This window comes from Bradyrhizobium sp. CB1717, assembly GCF_029714325.1.
Lineage (GTDB): Bacteria > Pseudomonadota > Alphaproteobacteria > Rhizobiales > Xanthobacteraceae > Bradyrhizobium.
Map to the genome: position 1 here is coordinate 6,104,852 of NZ_CP121666.1, position 22,353 is coordinate 6,127,204.

General features: G+C 62.5%; 12 protein-coding genes. 2 read left to right on the forward strand and 10 right to left on the reverse strand.

The genetic code is table 11. The annotated features are described in order from the left end of the window. Positions 1-20: 20 nt before the first annotated feature. Positions 21-10,568 (reverse strand): immunoglobulin-like domain-containing protein, encoded by a 10,548-nt coding sequence (locus QA649_RS28970; RefSeq protein ID WP_283020176.1) that lies wholly within the window; start codon positions 10,566-10,568, stop codon positions 21-23. Between the two features lie 1,021 nt (positions 10,569-11,589). Between QA649_RS28970 and atzF the strand changes: the two genes are divergently transcribed. Further along, entirely contained in the window at positions 11,590-12,972 is a 1,383-nt protein-coding gene (gene atzF / locus QA649_RS28975) for an allophanate hydrolase (RefSeq protein ID WP_283020177.1), read from the forward strand. Here the strand turns inward: atzF and QA649_RS28980 are convergent. The 9 genes from QA649_RS28980 to QA649_RS29020 all read right to left on the reverse strand — a co-directional run bounded on the left by QA649_RS28980 (position 12,969) and on the right by QA649_RS29020 (position 21,722). Beyond that, the gene (locus QA649_RS28980; RefSeq protein WP_283020178.1) at positions 12,969-13,694 is read right to left on the reverse strand and encodes a Crp/Fnr family transcriptional regulator; all 726 of its coding nucleotides are present in this window, start codon (positions 13,692-13,694) and stop codon (positions 12,969-12,971) included. The two genes, atzF and QA649_RS28980, sit on opposite strands and share 4 nt — an antisense overlap. Positions 13,695-13,761: 67 nt before the next feature. Continuing rightward, complete coding sequence (locus QA649_RS28985) at positions 13,762-14,637, reverse strand: ABC transporter ATP-binding protein (RefSeq protein ID WP_283020179.1); 876 nt, start codon at positions 14,635-14,637, stop codon at positions 13,762-13,764. Then, complete coding sequence (locus QA649_RS28990; protein ID WP_283020180.1) at positions 14,625-15,335, reverse strand: ABC transporter permease; 711 nt, start codon at positions 15,333-15,335, stop codon at positions 14,625-14,627. The genes QA649_RS28985 and QA649_RS28990 overlap by 13 nt, the downstream gene beginning before the upstream one ends. 65 nt (positions 15,336-15,400) lie before the next feature. Next, positions 15,401-16,516 (reverse strand): NrtA/SsuA/CpmA family ABC transporter substrate-binding protein, encoded by a 1,116-nt coding sequence (locus QA649_RS28995; protein WP_283020181.1) that lies wholly within the window; start codon positions 16,514-16,516, stop codon positions 15,401-15,403. Positions 16,517-16,634: 118 nt separating this feature from the next. After that, on the reverse strand, positions 16,635-17,594 hold the full coding sequence (locus tag QA649_RS29000; RefSeq protein WP_283020182.1) for a fatty acid desaturase: 960 nt from the start codon (positions 17,592-17,594) through the stop codon (positions 16,635-16,637). 264 nt (positions 17,595-17,858) lie between these two features. Next, positions 17,859-18,836: a HEAT repeat domain-containing protein gene (locus tag QA649_RS29005; protein WP_283020183.1), complete on the reverse strand. Its 978-nt coding sequence runs from the start codon at positions 18,834-18,836 to the stop codon at positions 17,859-17,861. Between the two features lie 2 nt (positions 18,837-18,838). Further along, on the reverse strand, positions 18,839-19,072 hold the full coding sequence (locus QA649_RS29010) for a ferredoxin family protein (protein ID WP_007593252.1): 234 nt from the start codon (positions 19,070-19,072) through the stop codon (positions 18,839-18,841). Between the two features lie 31 nt (positions 19,073-19,103). Next, positions 19,104-20,846, reverse strand: a complete 1,743-nt coding sequence (locus QA649_RS29015; RefSeq protein ID WP_283020184.1) for a fumarate reductase/succinate dehydrogenase flavoprotein subunit — start codon at positions 20,844-20,846, stop codon at positions 19,104-19,106. 102 nt (positions 20,847-20,948) lie between these two features. Continuing rightward, positions 20,949-21,722, reverse strand: coding sequence for a ferredoxin--NADP reductase (locus QA649_RS29020; RefSeq protein ID WP_283020185.1), 774 nt, complete (start codon positions 21,720-21,722; stop codon positions 20,949-20,951). Between the two features lie 200 nt (positions 21,723-21,922). On the opposite strand from QA649_RS29020, the gene QA649_RS29025 reads away from it, so the two are divergent. Next, positions 21,923-22,219 carry a gamma-butyrobetaine hydroxylase-like domain-containing protein gene (locus QA649_RS29025; protein WP_283026123.1) on the forward strand — a complete coding sequence of 99 codons (297 nt, stop codon included), beginning with the start codon at positions 21,923-21,925 and terminating at the stop codon, positions 22,217-22,219. Positions 22,220-22,353 lie beyond the last annotated feature (134 nt).

Below are 22,353 nucleotides of genomic sequence, written 5' to 3' on the forward strand. Positions count from 1 at the left end.
CGGCATCTCGCCGGCAGCTTTTACGGCGACACGTGTGGATCGAGATACTTGATCAGAGTTCCGCCGGCACCATCCGCTCCAACCTCGAAAGCGCTCGCTGAGTACTGTCCCAGAAGCGCGATATGAGCTGTGTGCGTACCATCGCTTATGCTGAGCATTCCCCCGTCGCCCGCCGCATTTGCGGCATAACTGGCCGTCGTTGCTGCACCTGACAGAATATCGACCAGGTCGAGTTGATCGTCGGCGTTCAGACCGGCGATGGCCCCCGTGAAATTGATGGACTGGTCGAGCTTCAGGGTTCCGATGGCATCAAAGTCAAACGTTACGTCGGCTGATGCCGTGCCGCCCAGTTCGAGTGTCGCGGTGCCACTAATCTGCGCCGCGCCTCCACTGACATCGTGGTTGGCAATGATATTGCCGCCATTGGCCCAGAGCAGACCGAAGTTGGAGACCGCGCTGTCGATCACCAAACCGCCGGAGCCCGTCGCCTCCAAGGTACCCGAATTGATGACCGCGTTCGCTCCGGTATCGATCTCCAGCGAATTGGTCCCGGTCGCGATGATGGTGCTTTGGTTGACCAGCGTCATGGTGCCCGCGCCGAGCTGGCCGGCGCCGGAAATCGTATTGTCGACGTTGGTCAGCGTCACGTCGGAAACCGCACCGCTGATGACATTTCCGATGTTGTCGGACAACAGCACTTGACCGCCGCCCTCAAGCGATATGCCGTGTTCGATGAGCCGCAGGTCGGTCTCATTGCCGGTCGAACTCAGCGAGATTGTTCCTGTATTATGGATGATGCCGGACAACGGCAGGATTGCGCCATCACTGATGGTCATCGTGACGGCGTTGTCGACCACAGGTGTCTGATCGAATACGAAGTCGTCGGCCGAGAGCGAGCCGGCGTCGATGCCGTCCAATGTGATCGTTTGACCATCGCCCAGCGTAATCACGGCATTTCCGGCCGCATCATTCGCCGCGTGCGCCTGGATGTCGGCGAACGCCGTGAACCCGGCGTAGCCGATCAGGTCAATCTTGTCGTGCATCAGATCGAAACTGTAGACGACATCGTGTCCGATCGGCTGCGAGAACACGAGCAGATCGTTGCCGCTCGAGGCGGTGAGATTATCATCGCCGGAGATGGCAAAGATCGGATTGCCCGGTGCGTAGGCTTCGACGTTGTCGACGATGGCTGCATTTCCGAAGCTGCCGTCGGCATTGGTCCAGGTTTCTGAGACATTGAGCACCAGCGCGCCCGTGTAGGCGCTCGGCATCGTAACGGTGAGCGAACCGATGTCATTCGTCACGACGGTCCAAGTGCCATCACTATTCGAGGTACCTTCGCTCAGGGTCCAGCCGGAGGGAACTCCCGCGATGCTGACACTAATATCCCCATGCACGCCGCCCGGATCGAGCAATCCAAGATTGATCGGCTGCCCAGCAATTCCGGCTGGCGCCACTTTCTCGTTGGTGGAAGTAGTCTGCCCAAGCGCGCCTACGTTGCCGGAAACGTCGGTATAGGTGGCGGTGACAATCAGCCTTCCATTATCTTTGCCGCTCGAACTGCTCCCTGAATAGTCGAGTTGGAGGGCCCAATGGATGTTGTCCGAGGTCGTTAGAGAAATGACCTTCACTGGCGTGGAGGTTGCGCTCAACGTGACAGGCGAGCCTGAACCGTTGGTTTGCCACTGGAGATCACTGGCGTCAAAATTTCCTACGGCTTCAGAGAACGTGATCGCGACATCGGTAAACCCGCTGGCATCGGGGTTTGGAGTCTGAAACACGATCGAACTCACCGACGGCGCAGTGGTATCGATCGTCGCGGCATAGCTGGCAGACAGACCGCTGACGTTTCCGGCCACGTCCGTCTGTATCGCCGTAAACTGATAAGTCGTACCGTTCACCAGCACGTTGCTGTCGACCTTGCTCCAGTTTCCGAGACCGTCTGCTGTCGTCGTGCCGATCGACACGCCATTCTGGAACACTGTCACGGTGCTGTTTGCTTCCGCCGTGCCATTGATGGTGAGCGACGTATCGCTGGTGATGTGGTCTCCCACCGTCCCAGTGTCGGTGGTGAAGCCGGTGATGACGGGGAGGCCGACCGTTGTGTCGATCGTCACTGCCTGGGTATCGGTGTTGCCGACATTGCCGGCGGTATCCACCACCCGCACCTGGTAGGTGAAGCTGGTGCTATGGGTTGTCGGATCGACGTAGCTCCAGGTCGTCCCGGTGTTCTGGGTCACATCCGCCCAGTTCGCGCCGCCGTTACTGCTGATCTGGATCTTCTCGCCCGAACCGAGGGCCGAGTTGGTGCCCGACGCCGTCAAGGTGGTGTCATTGGTGATGAAGTCGGTCGACGAAGCGCCGCTGTCGGTCGCAATCGCCGTCAAGTCAACCGTAGCGGTCGGATTCTGGGTGTCGATGGTGACCGTATCCGTTCCGGCGCTGCCGAGATTGCCTGCGGGGTCGGCGTAGCTCCCCGCCGTCACCGACACCGACCCGGTCGCAGAGACGCCGTCCGTTGCCGTGAAGGTGGCGTGATAGTGCGTGGCATCGTCCTGCGTCAGGCCACTGATCGTGCCGTTGGTCGTCGTGATGTCGGCAGCCGTGAAGCTGGCGCCCGGCGCCTCGCTGAAGGTGAAGGTTACGTTCGAGCTCGGCGTACCGTCGCTCAGCGACGTGGCGACGATGTCGACCGCAACTGTCGGATTGAGCCGATCGATAGTGACCGTATCCGCCCCCGCGCTACCGAGATTCCCGACGGGGTCGGCATAGCTTCCCGCCGTCACCGACACCGATCCAGTTGCAGCGGCGCCGTCCGTTGCCGTGAAGGTGGCGTGATAGTGCGTGGCGTCGTCCTGCGTCAGGCCACTGATCGCGCCGTTGGTCGTCGTAATGTCGGCAGCCGTGAAGCTGGCACCCGGCGCCTCGCTGAAGGTGAAGGTCACGTTCGAGCTCGGCGTGCCGTCGCTCAGCGATGTGGCCACGATATCGACCGCAACGGTCGGATTGAGCCGATCGATGGTAACAGTATCCGTCCCGGCGCCGCCGAGATTGCCGGCGGAGTCGGCGTAGCTCCCCGCAGTCACCGACACCGATCCGGTCGCAGAGACGCCGTCTGCTGCCGTGAAGGTGGCGTGATAGTGCGTGGCATCGTCCTGCGCCAGGCCGCTGACCGTGCCGTTGGTCGCCGTGATGTCGGCAGCCGTGAAGCTGGCGCCCGGCGCCTCGCTGAAGGTGAAGGTCATGTTCGAGCTCGGCGTGCCATCGCTCAGCGATGTAGCGACGATATCGACCGCAACGGTCGGCGGGGTCGTGTCGATGACTTGCGCAGTGGCCGACCCGGCGCCGACCACCAGATGCTCGAAGTTTCCACCTTCGGTCCCCGTGACCGTCGCGGTCAAACTCGACGAGTTGGGGGTGCTGACGACCAGTGTGCCCGTGGTCTGGCCGCTGGCGATCGTGATGACACCCTGATCGGTATGCACCGTGGTGACGCCTTCCGAGGCGTTCGACAGCGTCGCCGTGAACGTGATGGTTGGATCATGATCGGTCACGTTCGATGTGGAGAGGTCGACCGTGGCATTGGTGATGGTGTCGTTGACATGGGCGGTCGCCGCCCCGGTGCCGACCACCAGGTTCTCGAAGTTGCCGCCCGAGGTGCCGGTGATGTTGGCGGTCAGACTCGTGGCGTCGTTATAGACGTCCTCGGCGTTGCCCGAGGCGAGCACCAGCGTCCCAACCGTCTGGCCGTCGGCAATGGTGATGTCACCCTGGTCGGTATGGACAGTGGTGATGCCTTCCGAGGCGTTCGACAGCGTCGCGGTGAAGGTGTAGTTGGCGACCGCCCCCTCCAGCACCGTCGAGGCGCTGAGATTCACCGTGGCATCGGTGATGGTGTCATTGACGTGGGCCGTCGCCGCCCCGGTGCCGACCACCAGGTTCTCGAAGTTGCCGCCCGAGGTGCCGGTGATGTTGGCGGTCAGACTCGTGGCGTCGTTGTAGACGTCCTCGGCGTTGCCCGAGGCGAGCACCAGCGTCCCAACCGTCTGGCCGTCGGCAATGGTGATGTCGCCCTGGTCGGTATGGACCGTCGTCACCCCCTCCGAGGCGTTCGACAGCGTCGCGGTGAAGGTGTAGTTGGCGACCGCCCCCTCCACCACCGTCGAGGCACTGAGGTTGACCGTCGCGTCAGTGATGGTGTCGTTGACGTGGGCCGTCGCCGTGCCGGTGCCGACCACCAGGTTCTCGAAGTTGCCGCCTGAGGTGCCGGTGATGTTGGCGGTCAGACTCGTGGCGTCGTTGTAGACGTCCTCGGCGTTGCCCGAGGCGAGCACCAGCGTCCCAACCGTCTGGCCGTCGGCAATGGTGATGTCGCCCTGGTCGGTATGGACCGTCGTCACCCCCTCCGAGGCGTTCGACAGCGTCGCCGTGAAGGTGTAGTTGGCGATCGCCCCCTCCAGCACCGTCGAGGCGGTGAGGTTGACCGTGGCGTCAGTGACGGTGTCATTGACGTGGGCCGTCGCCGAGCCGGTGCCGATCACCAGGTGCTCGAAGTTGCCGCCCGAGGTGCCGGTGATATTGGCGGTCAGCGACGATTCATCCTGATAGACGTCCTCGGCGTTGCCCGAGGTGAGCACCAGCGTCCCAACCGTCTGGCCGTCGGCAATGGTGATGTCACCCTGGTCGGTATGGACAGTGGTGATGCCTTCCGAGGCGTTCGACAGCGTCGCGGAGAAGGTGTAGTTGGCGACCGCCCCCTCCAGCACCGTCGAGGCGCTGAGATTCACCGTGGCATCGGTGATGGTGTCGTTGACATGGGCCGTCGCCGCCCCGGTGCCGACCACGAGGTTCTCGAAGTTGCCGCCTGAGGTGCCGGTGATGTTGGCGGTCAGACTCGTGGCGTCGTTGTAGACGTCCTCGGCGTTGCCCGAGGCGAGCACCAGCGTCCCAACCGTCTGGCCGTCGGCGATCGTGATGTCGCCCTGGTCGGTATGGACCGTCGTCACCCCCTCCGAGGCGTTCGACAGCGTCGCGGTGAAGGTGTAGTTGGCGACCGCCCCCTCCAGCACCGTCGAGGCGCTGAGATTCACCGTGGCATCGGTGATGGTGTCGTTGACGTGGGCCGTCGCCGCCCCGGTGCCGACCACGAGGTTCTCGAAGTTGCCGCCCGAGGTGCCGGTGATGTTGGCGGTCAGACTCGTGGCGTCGTTATAGACGTCCTCGGCATTGCCCGAGGCGAGCACCAGCGTCCCAACCGTCTGGCCGTCGGCAATGGTGATGTCGCCCTGGTCGGTATGGACCGTCGTCACCCCCTCCGAGGCGTTCGACAGCGTCGCCGTGAAGGTGTAGTTGGCAACCGCGCCTTCGAACACCGTGGAGGCGCTGAGATCCACCGTCGCGTCAGTGACGGTGTCATTGACGTGGGCCGTCGCCGTGCCGGTGCCGACCACCAGGTTCTCGAAGTTGCCACCCGAGGTGCCGGTGATGTTGGCGGTCAGACTCGTGGCGTCGTTATAGACGTCCTCGGCGTTGCCCGAGGCGAGCACCAGCGTCCCAACCGTCTGGCCGTCGGCAATGGTGATGTCACCCTGGTCGGTATGGACCGTCGTCACCCCCTCCGAGGCGTTCGACAGCGTCGCCGTGAAGGTGTAGTTGGCGATCGCCCCCTCCAGCACCGTCGAGGCGGTGAGGTTGACCGTGGCGTCAGTGACGGTGTCATTGACGTGGGCCGTCGCCGAGCCGGTGCCGATCACCAGGTGCTCGAAGTTGCCGCCCGAGGTGCCGGTGATATTGGCGGTCAGCGACGATTCATCCTGATAGACGTCCTCGGCGTTGCCCGAGGCGAGCACCAGCGTCCCAACCGTCTGGCCGTCGGCAATGGTGATGTCGCCCTGGTCGGTATGGACCGTCGTCACCCCCTCCGAGGCGTTCGACAGCGTCGCCGTGAAGGTGTAGTTGGCAACCGCGCCTTCGAACACCGTGGAGGCGCTGAGATCCACCGTCGCGTCAGTGACGGTGTCATTGACGTGGGCCGTCGCCGTGCCGGTGCCGACCACCAGGTTCTCGAAGTTGCCACCCGAGGTGCCGGTGATGTTGGCGGTCAGACTCGTGGCGTCGTTGTAGACGTCCTCGGCGTTGCCCGAGGCGAGCACCAGCGTCCCAACCGTCTGGCCGTCGGCAATGGTGATGTCACCCTGGTCGGTATGGACAGTGGTGACGCCTTCCGAGGCGTTCGACAGCGTCGCCGTGAAGGTGTAGTTGGCAACCGCGCCTTCGAACACCGTTGAGGCGCTGAGATCCACCGTCGCGTCGGTGACGGTGTCGTTGACGTGGGCCGTCGCCGTGCCGGTGCCGATCACCAGGTTCTCGAAGTTGCCGCCTGAGGTGCCGGTGATGTTGGCGGTCAGCGACGATTCATCCTGATAGACGTCCTCGCCGTTGCCCGAGGCGAGCACCAGCGTCCCAACCGTCTGGCCGTCGGCAATGGTGATATCGCCCTGGTCGGTGTGGACCGTCGTCACCCCCTCCGAGGCGTTCGACAGCGTCGCGGTGAAGGTGTAGTTGGCGACCGCCCCCTCCACCACCGTCGAGGCGGTGAGGTTGACCGTGGCGTCAGTGACGGTGTCGTTGACGTGGGCCGTCGCCGCCCCGGTGCCGACCACCAGATGCTCGAAGTTGCCGCCCGAGGTGCCGGTGATGTTGGCGGTCAGAGTCGTGGCGTCGTTATAGACGTCCTCGGCGTTGCCCGAGGCGAGCACCAGCGTGCCGACCGTCTGGCCGTCGGCAATGGTGATGTCGCCCTGGTCGGTATGGACAGTGGTGATGCCTTCCGAGGCGTTCGACAGCGTCGCGGTGAAGGTGTAGTTGGCGACCGCCCCCTCCAGCACCGTCGAGGCGCTGAGATTCACCGTGGCATCGGTGATGGTGTCGTTGACGTGGGCCGTCGCCGCCCCGGTGCCGACCACCAGGTGCTCGAAGTTGCCGCCCGAGGTGCCGGTGATGTTGGCGGTCAGACTCGTGGCGTCGTTATAGACGTCCTCGGCGTTGCCCGAGGCGAGCACCAGCGTCCCAACCGTCTGGCCGTCGGCAATGGTGATGTCGCCCTGGTCGGTGTGGACCGTCGTCACCCCCTCCGAGGCGTTCGACAGCGTCGCCGTGAAGGTGTAGTTGGCAACCGCGCCTTCGAACACCGTTGAGGCGCTGAGATCCACCGTCGCGTCGGTGACGGTGTCGTTGACGTGGGCCGTCGCCGAGCCGGTGCCGACCACCAGGTTCTCGAAATTGCCGCCCGAGGTGCCGGTGATGTTGGCGGTCAGCGACGATTCATCCTGATAGACGTCCTCGCCGTTGTTGGCGTCGATCGCCAGCGTGCCCGTGGTCTGGCCGTCGGCGATCGTGATCACGCCCTTGTCGGTCGTGATCGTCGTCACGCCATGCGAGGCATTCGACAATGTTGCCGTGAACACATACTGCGCCGACGGCCCCTCGTCCTGGATTGAGGCGCTGAGATTCACCGTGGCATCGGTGATGGTGTCGTTGACGTGGGCCGTCGCCGTGCCGGTGCCGATCACCAAATGCTCGAAGTTGCCGCCCGAGGTGCCGGTGATGTTGGCGGTCAGACTCGTGGCGTCGTTGTAGACGTCCTCGGCGTTGCCCGAGGCGAGCACCAGCGTCCCAACCGTCTGGCCGTCGGCAATGGTGATGTCGCCCTGGTCGGTATGGACCGTCGTCACCCCCTCCGAGGCGTTCGACAGCGTCGCGGTAAAGGTGTAGTTGGCGATCGCCCCCTCCAGCACCGTCGAGGCCGTGAGGTTGACCGTGGCGTCAGTGACGGTGTCATTGACGTGGGCGGTCGCCGCCCCGGTGCCGATCACCAAATGCTCGAAGTTGCCGCCCGAGGTGCCGGTGATGTTGGCGGTCAGACTCGTGGCGTCGTTGTAGACGTCCTCGGCGTTGCCCGAGGCGAGCACCAGCGTCCCAACCGTCTGGCCGTCGGCAATGGTGATGTCGCCCTGGTCGGTGTGGACCGTCGTCACCCCCTCCGAGGCGTTCGACAGCGTCGCGGTGAAGGTGTAGTTGGCAACCGCGCCTTCGAACACCGTGGAGGCGCTGAGATCCACCGTCGCGTCGGTGACGGTGTCGTTGACGTGGGCCGTCGCCGAGCCGGTGCCGATCACCAGGTGCTCGAAGTTGCCGCCCGAGGTGCCGGTGATATTGGCGGTCAGCGACGATTCATCCTGATAGACGTCCTCGGCGTTGCCCGAGGTGAGCACCAGCGTCCCAACCGTCTGGCCGTCGGCAATGGTGATGTCACCCTGGTCGGTATGGACAGTGGTGATGCCTTCCGAGGCGTTCGACAGCGTCGCGGTGAAGGTGTAGTTGGCGACCGCCCCCTCCAGCACCGTCGAGGCGCTGAGATTCACCGTGGCATCGGTGATGGTGTCATTGACGTGGGCCGTCGCCGCCCCGGTGCCGACCACCAGGTTCTCGAAGTTGCCGCCTGAGGTGCCGGTGATGTTGGCGGTCAGACTCGTGGCGTCGTTGTAGACGTCCTCGGCGTTGCCCGAGGCGAGCACCAGCGTCCCAACCGTCTGGCCGTCGGCGATCGTGATGTCGCCCTGGTCGGTATGGACCGTCGTCACCCCCTCCGAGGCGTTCGACAGCGTCGCGGTGAAGGTGTAGTTGGCGATCGCCCCCTCCACCACCGTCGAGGCGGTGAGGTTGACCGTGGCGTCAGTGATGGTGTCGTTGACGTGGGCCGTCGCCGTGCCGGTGCCGACCACCAGGTTCTCGAAGTTGCCGCCTGAGGTGCCGGTGATGTTGGCGGTCAGACTCGTGGCGTCGTTGTAGACGTCCTCGGCGTTGCCCGAGGCGAGCACCAGCGTCCCGGTGGTGTGGCCGTCGGCAATGGTGATGTCGCCCTGGTCGGTATGGACCGTCGTCACCCCCTCCGAGGCGTTCGACAACGTCGCGGTGAAGGTGTAGTTGGCGACCGCCCCCTCCAGCACCGTCGAGGCGCTGAGATTCACCGTGGCATCGGTGATGGTGTCGTTGACGTGGGCCGTCGCCGTGCCGGTGCCGACCACCAGATGCTCGAAGTTGCCGCCTGACGTCCCCGTGATCGTAGCCGTCAGGCTGCTGGCATCCTTGTAGACATCCTCGCCGTTGCCCGCGGCAATCGTCAGCGTGCCCGTGGTCTGGCCGTCGGCGATCGTGATCACGCCCTTGTCGGTCGTGATCGTGGTCACACCCTGCGAGGCATTCGACAGCGTCGCCGTGAACACGTAGTTGGCGACCGCGCCTTCGAACACCGTCGAGGCGCTGAGATTCACCGTCGCATCGGTGATGGTGTCGCTGACCTGGGCTGTCGCCGTGCCGGTGCCGACCACCAGATGCTCGAAGTTGCCGCCTGACGTCCCCGTGATCGTAGCCGTCAGGCTGCTGGCATCCTTGTAGACATCCTCGCCGTTGCCCGCGGCAATCGTCAGCGTGCCCGTGGTCTGGCCGTTCGCAATCGTGATTACGCCCTTGTCGGTGGTGATCGTGGTCACACCCTGCGAGGCATTTGACAGCGTCGCAGTGAACACGTAGTTGGCAGCAGCACCCTCCAGCTGTGTCGAGGCGCTCAGATTGACCGTGGTATCGGTGATGGTGTCGTTGACATGCGCCGTCGCTGTCGCCGTGCCGACCACCAGGTTCTCTAAACTGCCGCCCGACGTCCCGGTGATTGTCGCGGTCAGCGATGAAGCATCCTTGTAGACGTCCTCGCCGTTGCCCGCAGCAATCGTCAGCGTGCCCGTAGTCTGCCCATCGGCAATCGTGATCACGCCCTTGTCGGTCGTGATCGTGGTCACCCCCTGGGACGCATGATCCAAGGTGGCTGTGAACACATAGCTCGACGTCGGCCCTTCGAGCTGGGTAGACGTACTCAGATCGACCCTTGTCGTGCCTTCGGCATTAAGCACCACGATCTGTTCGATGCCTGTAATCTTGAGATCGAGCGTCTTGAATGTATAGGTTGAGCTGTCGGCCTGTCCGGTTTGCGCGTTGATGTGCTGCGGAAGCCAAACGTTCCTGACATACGCAATCTCTGCCGAGATGGCGGCGTCGTTCAACTGGGTTGGACTCAGCCAAATCTGCAGTGTGTCCATATCCGGCGTAGACCCGGCTTTGCCGAGCTGCACCGCGCCATTGCCCCCGTCATAGGAGTCATAGCCTTGGAAAGCATTGCCTACGACCACGGTCTGACTGGAAACCGTACCGAGAACCGTCTGATCTGTTCCCGACCAAACAGTCCCGCCGCTCAATGAAAAGCCGGCACTCGTGATGGAGTACGTCCCACCCAGGACGTACTGGTTCTCAAAACCCTTGTAGATCAGGGTATCTGTCCCCGATCCACCAAGAACGGTGTCAAAGCCGCTGCCGCCATTAAGGATGTCATCTCCGGAACCACCATTGAGACGATCATTGCCCGCGCCGCCGGACAGCACGTCATCGCCGGAGCCGCCGACTAAATTGTCGCTGCCGGTAGTGCCTGTGAGGATGGTGGTGCCACTGGCGCTTGCCATTGATGATGCTCCAAAATGTCGTGGTCCAAAATTCGCGCGTGAGTTATGAATTCAGGTATTTTATGAACTAGATGCCGTAACGGTTTCGCACTTTGCAGGCGTCGATTGACAGTGTGGCGATGAGCTCGCGCCGTCGCAGCGCACCTCAAATAAAGCGTGCCGTGCAATCACCGGCAGTGCTTCCGCCCTCGGCGCAATATTTGTCCAAGACGGACTCGAAACTGGCCGGCCGATCGGAAGCGATCGGCGGCCCTCCAGCTCGCCCCTGACGAAACAAGAATTTGGGAATCCCGGAGGACGCGATTCAAACTCGGCCTTCCGAATGAGACTGACGCGACCCAATACACACTCCTCAAACTCTGCGGACACAGAGCAGGTGTGATTGCAGTCGAAAATCAATTCACCGTGCTATTAACGCCCGTTCAAGGCAATGAGGCGAGCGTCTTGGCCGACAAGAAATCGCAGCTTCTGCGCTGTGCCAGTCTGCCTTGCTGTGAAAGACTCCGAACGCACTAACCTGTCCACTTCCGGTGCGGCCCTGCATTCCGCACGCGTCAAAAAATCTCTTGCGCTTAAAGTCATTGGCTTTGTGAAGTCTCTGCCTGGCGGCTACGCGTAGGCCCGACAGAACTTAACTCCAACGTAAAAATTTATTTAAGCATGCCGAAAATTTGCGCATCCGTCCAGAGCCTGGGAAGGATGCGCGTCTTAACTATTAATGCCACAGCGTCACTGGGTTACTTGGTCGCGTAAATAGTTCCGTATCCCGGGAAACTACGGTCGTCCTTTCTGACCTGATGGCATTCACCGGAAGTGCTACGAATGCGTCTCACAAAGAGGGCGAGCGTGGCCGAACATCAGGAAAAACAGTGATGAATCAACGGCCTCATCTTTTTTTCCTACCGCTCATAACGGTCTGCTCGCAGGTCGACTCGTGCCGGTGCGGCAGAGGCACTTAGTTGCTTTCCCTGCCCGGCTCCGGCTTCATATTTGTGCGGTCATGCCCCCAGGAGTTTATTCCGTGCCGCAAGCTATCTTATCCGCGCAGAGCCGACCTCAACGTTCGCCTGCCGAGTTGGCCTCCATCATCACAACCGCCTATGAGCGCATCGAGCGGGACCGGCTTCGCAACTGCTGGATCTATGTGCGGCCCGTGGAAGAAGCGCTGGCCGAGGCTGATGCCCTTGTGCAGCGAGCGGAGCGGGGCGAAGTCCTGCCGCTCCTTGGCGTGCCATTCGGCGTCAAGGACAATATCGACGTCGAGGACATGCCAACGACAGCAGCCTGTCCGTCATTCGAATATGGGGCTGCGCAATCGGCTAGATGCGTCGAGAGATTGACGGCCGCGGGTGCGATCTGTCTTGGCAAGACCAACCTGGATCAATTTGCAACCGGACTGTCCGGCACCCGCTCCCCCTACGGCGCCTGTTCCAGCGCAGCCAACGATCTGTACGTCTCCGGCGGTTCGAGTTCCGGTTCGGCTGCTGCCGTGGCATCCGGCCATGTTGCCTTCGCGCTCGGCACGGATACCGGCGGCTCGGGCCGGATTCCCGCAGGCTTCAATGGGATCATCGGGATCAAGCCAACCGTAGGCCTCGTCTCATCCCGGGGGCTTGTGCCGAACTGTCCGACGCTCGATTGCCCCTCGATTTTCTGCAATTCCATTGCCGAGGGCCGAATTCTGCTCAGGCTGATCGAAGGATTCGACGACAGCGATCCTTATAGCCGCCAACGGATTGCCCCGTCCTCCCCATCTCATCGCAAATTCCGCTTCGGCCAGGTCTCTGTCGGCCATCTGAATCCATTCGGCATGCCGGAATGCAATGACCTCTACGGGCAGGCCTGCACGAGGCTTTCGGGACTGGGAGGCCAATCCAGGCAAATTGACTTCGCGCCTTTCGCCGAAGCCGGTGAAATGCTCTTTTCAGGGCCTTGGATTGCCGAACGTCATGCGGCGATCGGCAAGCTCCTGGACATCGATCATGGGGACCTGCTTGACGTCACCCGCAACGTGCTGAGCGCAGCTACCCAGTTTTCCGCAACAGATGCGTTTGCCGCGCAACATCGACTTTTGAAGCTGCGACGCCAGATCCAATCGGTTTTCGAGGAGATCGATGTCCTGGTGGTACCGACCGCGCCACGCCCCTTCACGATCTCGGAGATGATGGTAGATCCTATCACGCTCAACAGCCGCCTCGGTTACTACTCCTATTTTGCCAATCTCGTGGACTTGTGCGCGGTGGCAGTCCCCAACGCAACGCTCGGCAACGGCATGCCGATGGGCATCACTTTGCTGGCGCCTGCGTGGCGTGACCATGCTCTTCTCGACCTTGCCGAGCGATGGCTGCCCGATGCGAAGGCCGGACTGTTCGATCTGAGAGTATATCCGAAGGCCGCGTCCTAGACGACTTCGAGATCGAGAGCGCGCAGATTGAGGATCACAATCAGGCCCCGGTGATAACGGATGACGTCCCTTGCCTGCATGCGGGAAAGCTGCACCGTCACCCATTGGCGGGTTGAGCCGATCAGATTGGCGAGATCACCATGTGTGAACGGGATCCCGATCACGATCTCACGGCCTTGCTGCGAGCCGTAGACCTTCGAGAGAAAGATCAACAGACGATGCAACCGCTCGGTCACCGAACGGGTCCCCAGCATTTGCGCCATGGCCGAGTAACACCTTGCCTTGAAGGCGAGTGCATCCAGGAGCGCGACCGCGATACTGGCCGATTGAAGCGCTAGCGCGCGAAGGGCTGGGCCGGGCAAGAACGTCACTTGGCTCCGCTCCACCGCAACTGAAGACCAGACGTGGGCACCAGTACCGAACAGATCCGGGCCGCCGACGAAATTGCCGGCGAACCAGTACGCTAACGTCACCTCACGTCCGGAAGGAGCCGCGTAGTAGCTGCGAATACGCCCCTCTTCGATCAGATAAATGCCGTTCTGCAGGTCGCCCTGCCGCCAGACATGCTTGCCTGCCTGAAAGACCTCCTTGCGGCCGATCGCGAGGATACGACGCCGGTCAGCCTCACACAGCGGATCCAGCAAGCTGGGCAGCGACCCGACCTGCGCGTCCGATCCCGCCAGCATGATGCTGGTCGTATTCCTGAGACTTGCCGCTGACATCCGCTCGCTCCCTTGCCGCCGCAAGGAAAACCATTCAAGAGCCATGCCAGACCATGGCATCAGGCGCCTACGTCCTGATTTCCATTTGCTCGAAGGCCCGGCGACCTTCCGAGCGGATCAGATCAAGGCAATCCCGCTTGAGGGCGAGATAGGCAGCCTCCGCCACGATGGCGCTGGAGCGCGGTCGCGGCAAGCTCACGTGAAGATCCTTGAGGATGCGGCCTGGTCCCGCGCTCATGATCAGCACACGGTCAGAGAGAAGGATCGCTTCATCGATGTCGTGTGTGACGAAGACGATTGTTGCGTTGATCCGCTCGCGGAGCTCGAGCAAATTGTCCTGCATGACCGCCCGGGTCTGCGCATCCAGCGCTCCGAACGGCTCGTCCATCAACAGCACGCGCGGCTGATTGGCGAGGGCACGGGCAATCGCAACCCGCTGCTGCATGCCTCCCGATAGCGTGTGCGGATATGCCGACGCAAATCTCGTCAGCCCGATCATCTCGATGAGGTCGTCGGCAATCCGCAGCGCCTCCGCTTTCGACTTGCCGAGGGCGCGCGGCCCGTGCGCGATGTTCCGGCGCACCGATTTCCACGGAAACAGATGTGGCTGCTGGAAGACCATCCCGATCTCGGGCCGTGGCGCGCGCATCGCTTCGCCCGCTATGAGCACTTGGCCTTCGAACGGCCGCTCGAGGCCGGCCATCGCATTCAGGAGCGTGGACTTGCCGCAGCCGGATGGACCGACGATCGAGACGAATTCTCCCTGGGCTACCGCCAGGGATACGCGGTCAACCGCGATGACCTGTCCGCTCGACCCATCGAAGACGATGCTCAAATCCTCGACCCGGATGATTGCCTGAAGCGCCGGAGCGGAAGGCGAGTACGTATCCACGAGCTTGAGCGGCTGGTCTGGACGAAGCAAGCTCGGGGTCATCGCCACCACACGGCACGTTCGGCAAGGGTCGCGAAGGAACGGTCGGCGACGAAGGAAAGCAGCCCGAGAGCCGCCAACCCGCCCATGACCTGACCCGTTTGCATGTTCTGTTGCGCAATTTCGATACGGTAGACGATACCGGAAAACGCTCCTGCCAACTCGGCGGCAACCAGCGTGTAGAAGGAGATACTCACCGCGGTCCGAAGACCGACCGTGATATAGGGCAGCGCGCCAAGAAGGACGATCTCCCACAGCATCTGCGGCTGCGGCGTGCCGAGCATCTGGGCGGCACGGATGAGTCCGCGGTCGACCTTCTGCACCCCGATGTGGGTCGCGAGCCATACCGTGAAGAACACGCCCCAGACAACCAGGAATAGCTTGCCTGTCTCCGAGAGGCCAAACCAGAGGATGACGATCGGCACGAAGGCGATGGGAGGAATTGGACGAAGGATGTGAAACAAGGGTGAAAGCAGGCTGGACACCAGCCGGAACCGGCCAGTCAGGACGCCGAGCACGATCCCGCCCGCAGCCCCGATCGCAAATCCCGCGGCCACGCGCGAGAGGCTCGCCATCAGGTCGCCGAAGAATTGTCCGCTGCGGATCCATTCGAGAACGGCGATAGCGACGGTCGATGGCGGCGGAAACAGCACGGCGTTCACGATGCCGGAGCGCGCAACCAGTTCCCACACGCCTGTGAAGGCGGGCACGGAGAGAACGGCGACCAGTACGCTCAGCCGTGCGGTCGCGCTCGCACTCCCGCGTCCCCCACCGCTCACGGGCGCGCCTCCAGTGTGACGCGAGCCGGATCGAGCGCCTTCAGCGGCGCCGTCACCAGGACTTTCGAGAAATCGGGCATGCTCGCGCCAGGGGGATGATTGCCGGTCTCGAGCCGCCAGGCGGCATGGGTTTTCAGAGTCGTGAGAATCCTGTCGTCGAGGCGCACATGGTAGACATAGTCCGGCCAGATCGCAGCCAATTCATCGCGTTTCATCCCGGTCGCCGTGGCGATGACGTCGATCGCATCATCCTGATGCGCCTTGAGCCAGCCCTCGGCTTCGATGAGGGACGCCAGGAACTTGCCGACGATCGCAGGGTTGGCCGCGAGGTAGGACTGCGTCACGACAATATTGAAGGTCTCCGAGTAGAGACCTTTGGTCTCAAGCGGGATCGCGCCTTCGCCAAGAGCCTTCTTCGCATTCGCAACGTGCGGCTCCCAAGTGTCGAACGCGTCGATGCTGCCGGCCGCCATGGCGGGGAGCATCTCCTGAGGTCGCAGATTGACGAGCGTCACGTCCTTCGACGTCAGGCCCGCCGCTTTCAACAGAACCGAGGTGTAAACTTCGCTGCCGGTTCCGGCCGTAAAGGCGATTCGCTTTCCACGCAGATCAGCCTTCGTCTTGATCCCGGCAGAAGCCGCGGTCATGGTCTTGAGATCCGAATATTCCATCCCCGCCACGAAGGCGATCGGCTGTTGCGCCATCGCGGCCGCCGTGACCGGCGCCTCGGCGGTTGTCGCGATATCCGCTCCACCCCCAAGCACCGTATCGAGGCACTGCTTCCCGCTGGTGAAATTGGAGACCGAGATATCAAGCCCATGCTTGGCGAAAATGCCCTTCGCATTGGCGACAATCGCCAGTCCCGAGATCGGCCCAAGATTCTGGGCGAGCCGCGCCTTCAGCAATTCCTCGGCCGTCGCGCGCCCAGACGGTGCAAACAGGAAGGACGCAGATAGCACGAACACGGCGAAGCGAAGACCAATTGTTGATCGCATGCCAAACCCCTGTGATGCCGGCGACCGGAGTGATCGACCTTGACGATAGGATCGTCTGAAGATGGAAGGCCATGAAGCAATTAATCGACAAGGCCCTGCTGTCCCATTTTTGCGCAAGAAAACCAGCTTCCGACCGTGACCGGGGCAATAAATTCATCAAGCTGCTCACACCTTGGGCGCAGCGTAGCCTGCGGCAACGGCACTCTGCTGGCTTTCGCCAAGCCCTGATTCCGATTCAATCAGAACCGATCGGGCTTTCGATGCCGTTGCGTGCGCGGCGAAACCAGGCCCACGTTTGCCGCGTCACTGCGATGTAGCCAGGGCCCCGGTAGACGATCTGATCGGCGACGATCCGGTTCAGTTTCGGCAGCGCATGGAACGGAATCGAAGGATACGCATGGTGTTCGACATGATAGGGCATGTTCCATGCAAACCAGCGCACGAACATGGCGGTATAGGTGGTGCGCGTATTCTGGAAGGCGCTGCGCGTGCGATCGCAACCGGTGTGTTCGGCAAGGAGATACGGACGCAGAAACAATTGACCGACGATCACGGGGACGACCCAGACCCACAACAGGATCGAGGTGTGCAGCGCGATCGACGCCAGCAACAGCGCGACGTAGCCTGCCAGATGCAGGCGCGCTTCCATCACGACAATGTGGCGTTTGCTTTCCGGAATCCAAGGCGACGCGGCATTGCCGGTCAACGCATGGCGAAGCATCAGTCCCACCCGGAAGGCGACCTGCCGCAAGCCGCTGTAGACGATCAGCAGTTGGGCGTTCGAAGTCGGGATCGGAACCGACAGCAGTTCCGGATCCCTCTTTGGATCCTGCGTATAGCGATGATGATCCCAGTGGAACAGGCAGTAATATTCGTAAGGCAAGCCGACCGCGAACGAGGAGAGATGACCGAAGGCGAGATTAAGTGCGCGGTTGCGGAACGCCGTCTTGTGGGCGGTCTCGTGTACCACCATGAACAGGAATGCGACAAAGTAACTTTGGACGACGACCAGCGGCAACGCCCATACGATTCCGTATCGCGAAGAGACCAGCCAGATCAGCGCGCCGACAACGACGATGACGCCGTAGTGGCTGGCCGCGCGGACCAGACCTTGCCAATCGGACCGCACCGACAACTCGCGCAGCATGGCCGGAGTCAGCGGCTTCTCTCCGGTGGCAGTGATGGCATTGCTCATGATCGTAGTCGCCTCTTTCCGGGATCACACACTTGACCGTGCTCGAGCGGACGCTGGAATTTCGTCAAGCACAGACCGATCCTAGGGAGCGACGCCGTAATGCAGAAGCAATTAATTTCGCTGGCGTTCTGCGTGCGGCATATCGACGTGCGCGGTATAGGGTACGAAGCAGATCCGCCACCAGTTTCAGATCAGCCCCTGCCACACCCTTTTTAACCGCGACGCTACCTCGCGCGGACTGGACTGTCGAACTCAGATCTTGACTTACGATTCTGCTCGCGCCCTTTTCGCCGCGATCTGCTGGAGCGCCCAGCGCGCGTTCTTGCGCACGTCGGGATCGGGATCGTTGGCGACCACGGCGAGGTAAGCCTCGCCCTCGGGATCGGCGATCTCGCCGAGCGCGGCGGCCGCCTCCTTTCGCAAATTGGCGTGGTCGTGGTTGACGCAATTACCGATCGGGCGCACCGCACGCTCGATCTTCATCTTGCCAAGGCTGCGGATCGCCTTCAGCCGCACCTGCCAAAACTCGTCGGCGAGGCAGGTGACCAGTTGATCGGCGGCGAGCGAACCGTTGACGTTGAGGCCGAGCGTCTCCGCCGCCATCTCGCGGACCATCCAGTCGGAATCCTTCAACGCGCGCGTGATGGTCTCGGCCGCCGGCTTCATCTGCGAGAACGCAAGCGCGCTCACTGCGGCGCGGCGGACATGGGCGTCGGGATCGCTGATCAGCGCGGTCAGCGCGGGGATGGATTCTTCCAGCTTGAGGAACCCGATCACGCCGATCGCCTGCACGCGCACGGCGGCGTCAGCATCCTGGAGCGCTTCCAGCGCCGGCTTGAGCGTATCCTTGCAGCGCAATTCCTTCAGCGCACGCAGCGCGCCCATGCGGACAAAGGCGTGGGCGTGCTTGACCAGCGGCAGGATGATCTCGGCGCAGGCGGGATCCTTGAACTCGGCCATGCTGTCGGCCGCGGCCGCCGCCACGATCCTTTCAGGGTCGACCAGCAGCTTGACCAGCGCGCTCGCAGCCTCCGGCCCGTCGAACTCGCCGAGCGCCATCGCCACCTGCTGGCGCACGCCGGCGTCGGGATCGGCCACGAGGTTCGAGAGATGCGCCACGGCCGCGGGATCGCCGGAATGGCCGAGCGCAATGATGGCGACGCGGCGCTCGGCGGGATCGGCGGCCTGGAGCCGCTCGTCGGCGTCCTCCAAATCGTCGTAGGATTCGAACGGGCTCGACATGATCACCTCAACAGATAGGGAATGTTGACGGTGACGGCGCCGGTCGGGCAATCGGCCTCGCAGGGCATGCAGTACCAGCACTCGTCATAGGCCATGTAGGCCTTGTTGGTCATGTCGCTGATGCGCAAGACGTCGAGCGGACAGACGTCGACGCAGACGGTGCAGCCCTTGTCGGCGATGCACTTGGCATCGTCGACGACCACCGGAACCGATGTCTGATAGGACGCGAGAGGCATGTGATGTCTCCTGTTGTTCTGTTGCGGTGGATCAGGCGGAGGCGCGGATGCGCTGCTTGTCATAGAGGTCCTTCTCGTCGTCCGCGATCGGAACGACATAGGGCTCAACGGCGCGCTTCTCGCTGGTCATCTTGCCGTTCTGCTTGGAGAGCAGCGTGTGGCAGAACCAGTTCTCGTTGTCCTTCTCCGGAAAATCCGTGCGCCAGTGATAGAGGCCCCAGCGGCTCTCCTCGCGATAGAGCGAGGCGTGCGCGGCCATGTCGGCGCAATCCATGATCGACTGCACCTCGAGCGCACGGAGCAGCTCGTGCGCGTTGCGCGCGATCATGCGCTCCTGCATGTCCTCCCTCGCCTCGGCAAGGCGGCGCATGCCGAGCTCATACTTGCGCGTGACCTTCGGCGGCTGGAGATAATCGTTCACCAGGCGGCGCGTCTTGTACTCGATCTGGTTCGGCGGAATGCCGTCCTCGCGCTTGGTCGGCGCCATCACGCGGTCACGCTCGATCGCGACATCGGCGGCGTCGAACTCCGCGAAGTCGTGGCTGTCGGCGAACTCCATCGCGTCGATGCCGGCGACCGAGCCGTTGGTGAAGGCGCCGAGCATGTAGTTGTGCGGCACGCTCGCCATGTCGCCGGCGGCGTAGAGGCCGGGGACGGTGGTGCGCGCGTTGTCGTCGACGAACACGCCGGAGGCGCTGTGGCCGGAGCAGAAGCCGATCTCGGAGATGTGCATCTCGATGGACTCGCTGCGGTAGTCGACCCCGCGCCCCTGCTGGAACAGGCCGCGCGTCGGACGCTCGACCTTGTGCAGCGTGGACTCGATCTCGGAGATGGTGTCGGGATGCAGATGCTTGAGCTGGAGGAACACCGGCCCCTTGCCGGACAAGAGCTCGTTGTAGAACTCCAGCATCATCTGGCCGGACCAGTAATCGCATTCGATGAAGCGCGAGCCTTCGTTGTTCGCCGTATAGGCGCCGAAGGGACCCGCGACATAGGCGCAGGCCGGGCCGTTATAATCCTTGATCAGCGGGTTGATCTGGAAGCATTCGAGGTTCGCGAGCGCGGCGCCGGCGTGATAGGCCATGGCGTAGCCATCGCCGGAATTGGCAGCGTTCTCATAGGTGCCGAACATGTAGCCGGAGGTCGGCAGGCCAAGGCGGCCGGCGGCGCCCATGCAGAGGATCACGGCCTTGGCCTTGATCACCAGCATCTCGGCCGTGCGGGTGTTGACGCTGATGGCGCCGGCGATACGGCCGTCGGTGGATTTGAGCAGCCGCGTCGCCATGTAGCGGTTGGAGATCAGGATACGGGCGCGGCGGAGCTGGCGATAGAGCGCTTTCTTCACGGTCTCGCCGTTCGGCATCGGCAGCACATAGGTGCCGATGTGATGCACCTTCTTGACGGCGTAGTCGCCGTTCTCGTTCTTCAGGAAGCGGATGCCGAAGCTGTCGAGCTCCTCGATGATTTTGTAGCAGTTCTGCGCGTATTTGTAGACCGCCTTCTGGTCGACGATGCCGTCATTGGCGATGGTGATTTCCTTGGTGTACTGCTCCGGCGTCGCATAGCCGGGGATGACGGCGTTGTTCAGCCCGTCCATGCCCATCGAGATCGCGCCGGAGCGCTTGACGTTGGCCTTTTCGAGCAGGACGACATTGGCCTTCGGGTTCTTCAGCTTCGCCTTCAGCGCCGCCATCGGGCCGGCCGTGCCGCCGCCGATCACCAGCACATCGCAGGAAACCTCCGAAAGTCCGTCGACGATCTGATCTAGTGCCATCACTTGCTCCTGGTTCGCCGATCCCCGGCGCCTTTGCATCAGATTTGTTCAGGTTGATTTCCAGCGATAGCAATTAGTTGTCGCCGGGCAGCGATTTGCGCCTCAGCGCTCGACGAAGGCCTTTTCGATGACGAAATGGCCGGGCCGGCTGTGATTACCTTCGACAAAGCCGCGTTCAGAGAACATCGCGTGCAGTTCCTCGAGCATTGCCGGGCTGCCGCACAGCATGATGCGGTCGGTCTCGATATCGAGGCCTGTTAGCCCGATGTCGTCGAACAGCCGGTTGGAGGCGATCAGGTCGGTGATGCGGCCGCGGTTGCGGAACGGCTCGCGGGTGACGGTCGGGTAGTAGACGAGCTTGTCGCGGATCAGCGGCCCGAAGAACTCGTGATTGCGCAGGCCCTCAACGAGGTGCTCGCCATAGGCGAGTTCCGAGACCTGACGGCAGCCATGGGCGAGCACGATGGTCTCGTAATTCTCGTAGACGTCGGGGTCCTTGATCAGGCTGGCGAAGGGCGCAAGGCCCGTGCCGGTCGAGAGCAGCAGCAGGCGCTTTCCCGGAATGAGGTTGCCGGTGATCAACGTTCCCGTCGCCTTGCGGCCGACCAGGATGATGTCACCTTCCCGGATCTTCTGCAGGCGCGAGGTCAGTGGGCCGTCCTGCACCTTGATCGAGAAGAACTCGAGCGCCTCCTCGTGATTGGCGCTGGCCATGCTGTAGGCCCGCATCAACGGCTTGCCTTCGACCTCGAGCCCGATCATCGCGAACTGGCCATTCTGGAAGCGGAAGCCGGGATCGCGCGTCGCGGTGAAGCTGAACAGGGACTCGGTCCAGTGGCGAACCGACAACACCGTTTCCTTCTGAAATGCGCTCATGGTCTCTCCTTCTCGATGACGCCAAGGTCTCGGAGAGAGGAGAGTCCGGCAATTCGGAAGTGAAATTCCCGGTCGATTAGTTTCACATTTCGCGGGCAGTGCTTGAACAGAAGGCATGCGGTCACGCCCGCACCGGCAATTAGTTGCTATTCGCGGGTGCCCGCGCCGACATAGATAGAAGTCGGAGGTTCGTCATGACCATGACCTTGGTGGCACCGACCGTGGCCGACTATGAGGCCAGCGCCGATCTGGCGTCGCTTCTCGTCCGCACCACTGAGGACGACGCGCTCAGCCTGCCGGCCGAGCAGCTTCGCCTCTCCTGCAAATGCGCCCACTGCACCCGCGCCCGCTTCGACGGTCGCTTCCCGGAAGCGTTTCCGGGCATCGCGATCACCGAGATCGGCGATCTCGGCTACGGGCTGAACATCTCGTTTTCGGACGGGCACAACCGGGGGATTTACCCGATGACGTATTTGCTGAGCCTGGCGGGGCGCTAGGGGCTACGGATCCTCCCCCTTGCTCCGCTGTCATTCCCGCGAAAGCGGGGAATCCAGCACGCCGCGGCCTCTCGATAACCCATTGACGTCCCTGGAATACTGGATCGCCGCCTTCGCGGGCGATGACGGTGGGA

Coding starts and splice junctions, on each gene's coding strand:
- QA649_RS28970 (WP_283020176.1), bottom strand. CDS start 10,568: ATGGCAAGCGCCAGTGGCACCACCATCCTCACAGGCACTACCGGCAGC.
- QA649_RS28980 (WP_283020178.1), bottom strand. CDS start 13,694: ATGTCAGCGGCAAGTCTCAGGAATACGACCAGCATCATGCTGGCGGGA.
- QA649_RS29000 (WP_283020182.1), bottom strand. CDS start 17,594: ATGAGCAATGCCATCACTGCCACCGGAGAGAAGCCGCTGACTCCGGCC.
- QA649_RS29005 (WP_283020183.1), bottom strand. CDS start 18,836: ATGTCGAGCCCGTTCGAATCCTACGACGATTTGGAGGACGCCGACGAG.
- QA649_RS29010 (WP_007593252.1), bottom strand. CDS start 19,072: ATGCCTCTCGCGTCCTATCAGACATCGGTTCCGGTGGTCGTCGACGAT.
- QA649_RS29015 (WP_283020184.1), bottom strand. CDS start 20,846: ATGGCACTAGATCAGATCGTCGACGGACTTTCGGAGGTTTCCTGCGAT.
- QA649_RS29020 (WP_283020185.1), bottom strand. CDS start 21,722: ATGAGCGCATTTCAGAAGGAAACGGTGTTGTCGGTTCGCCACTGGACC.
- QA649_RS29025 (WP_283026123.1), top strand. CDS start 21,923: ATGACCTTGGTGGCACCGACCGTGGCCGACTATGAGGCCAGCGCCGAT.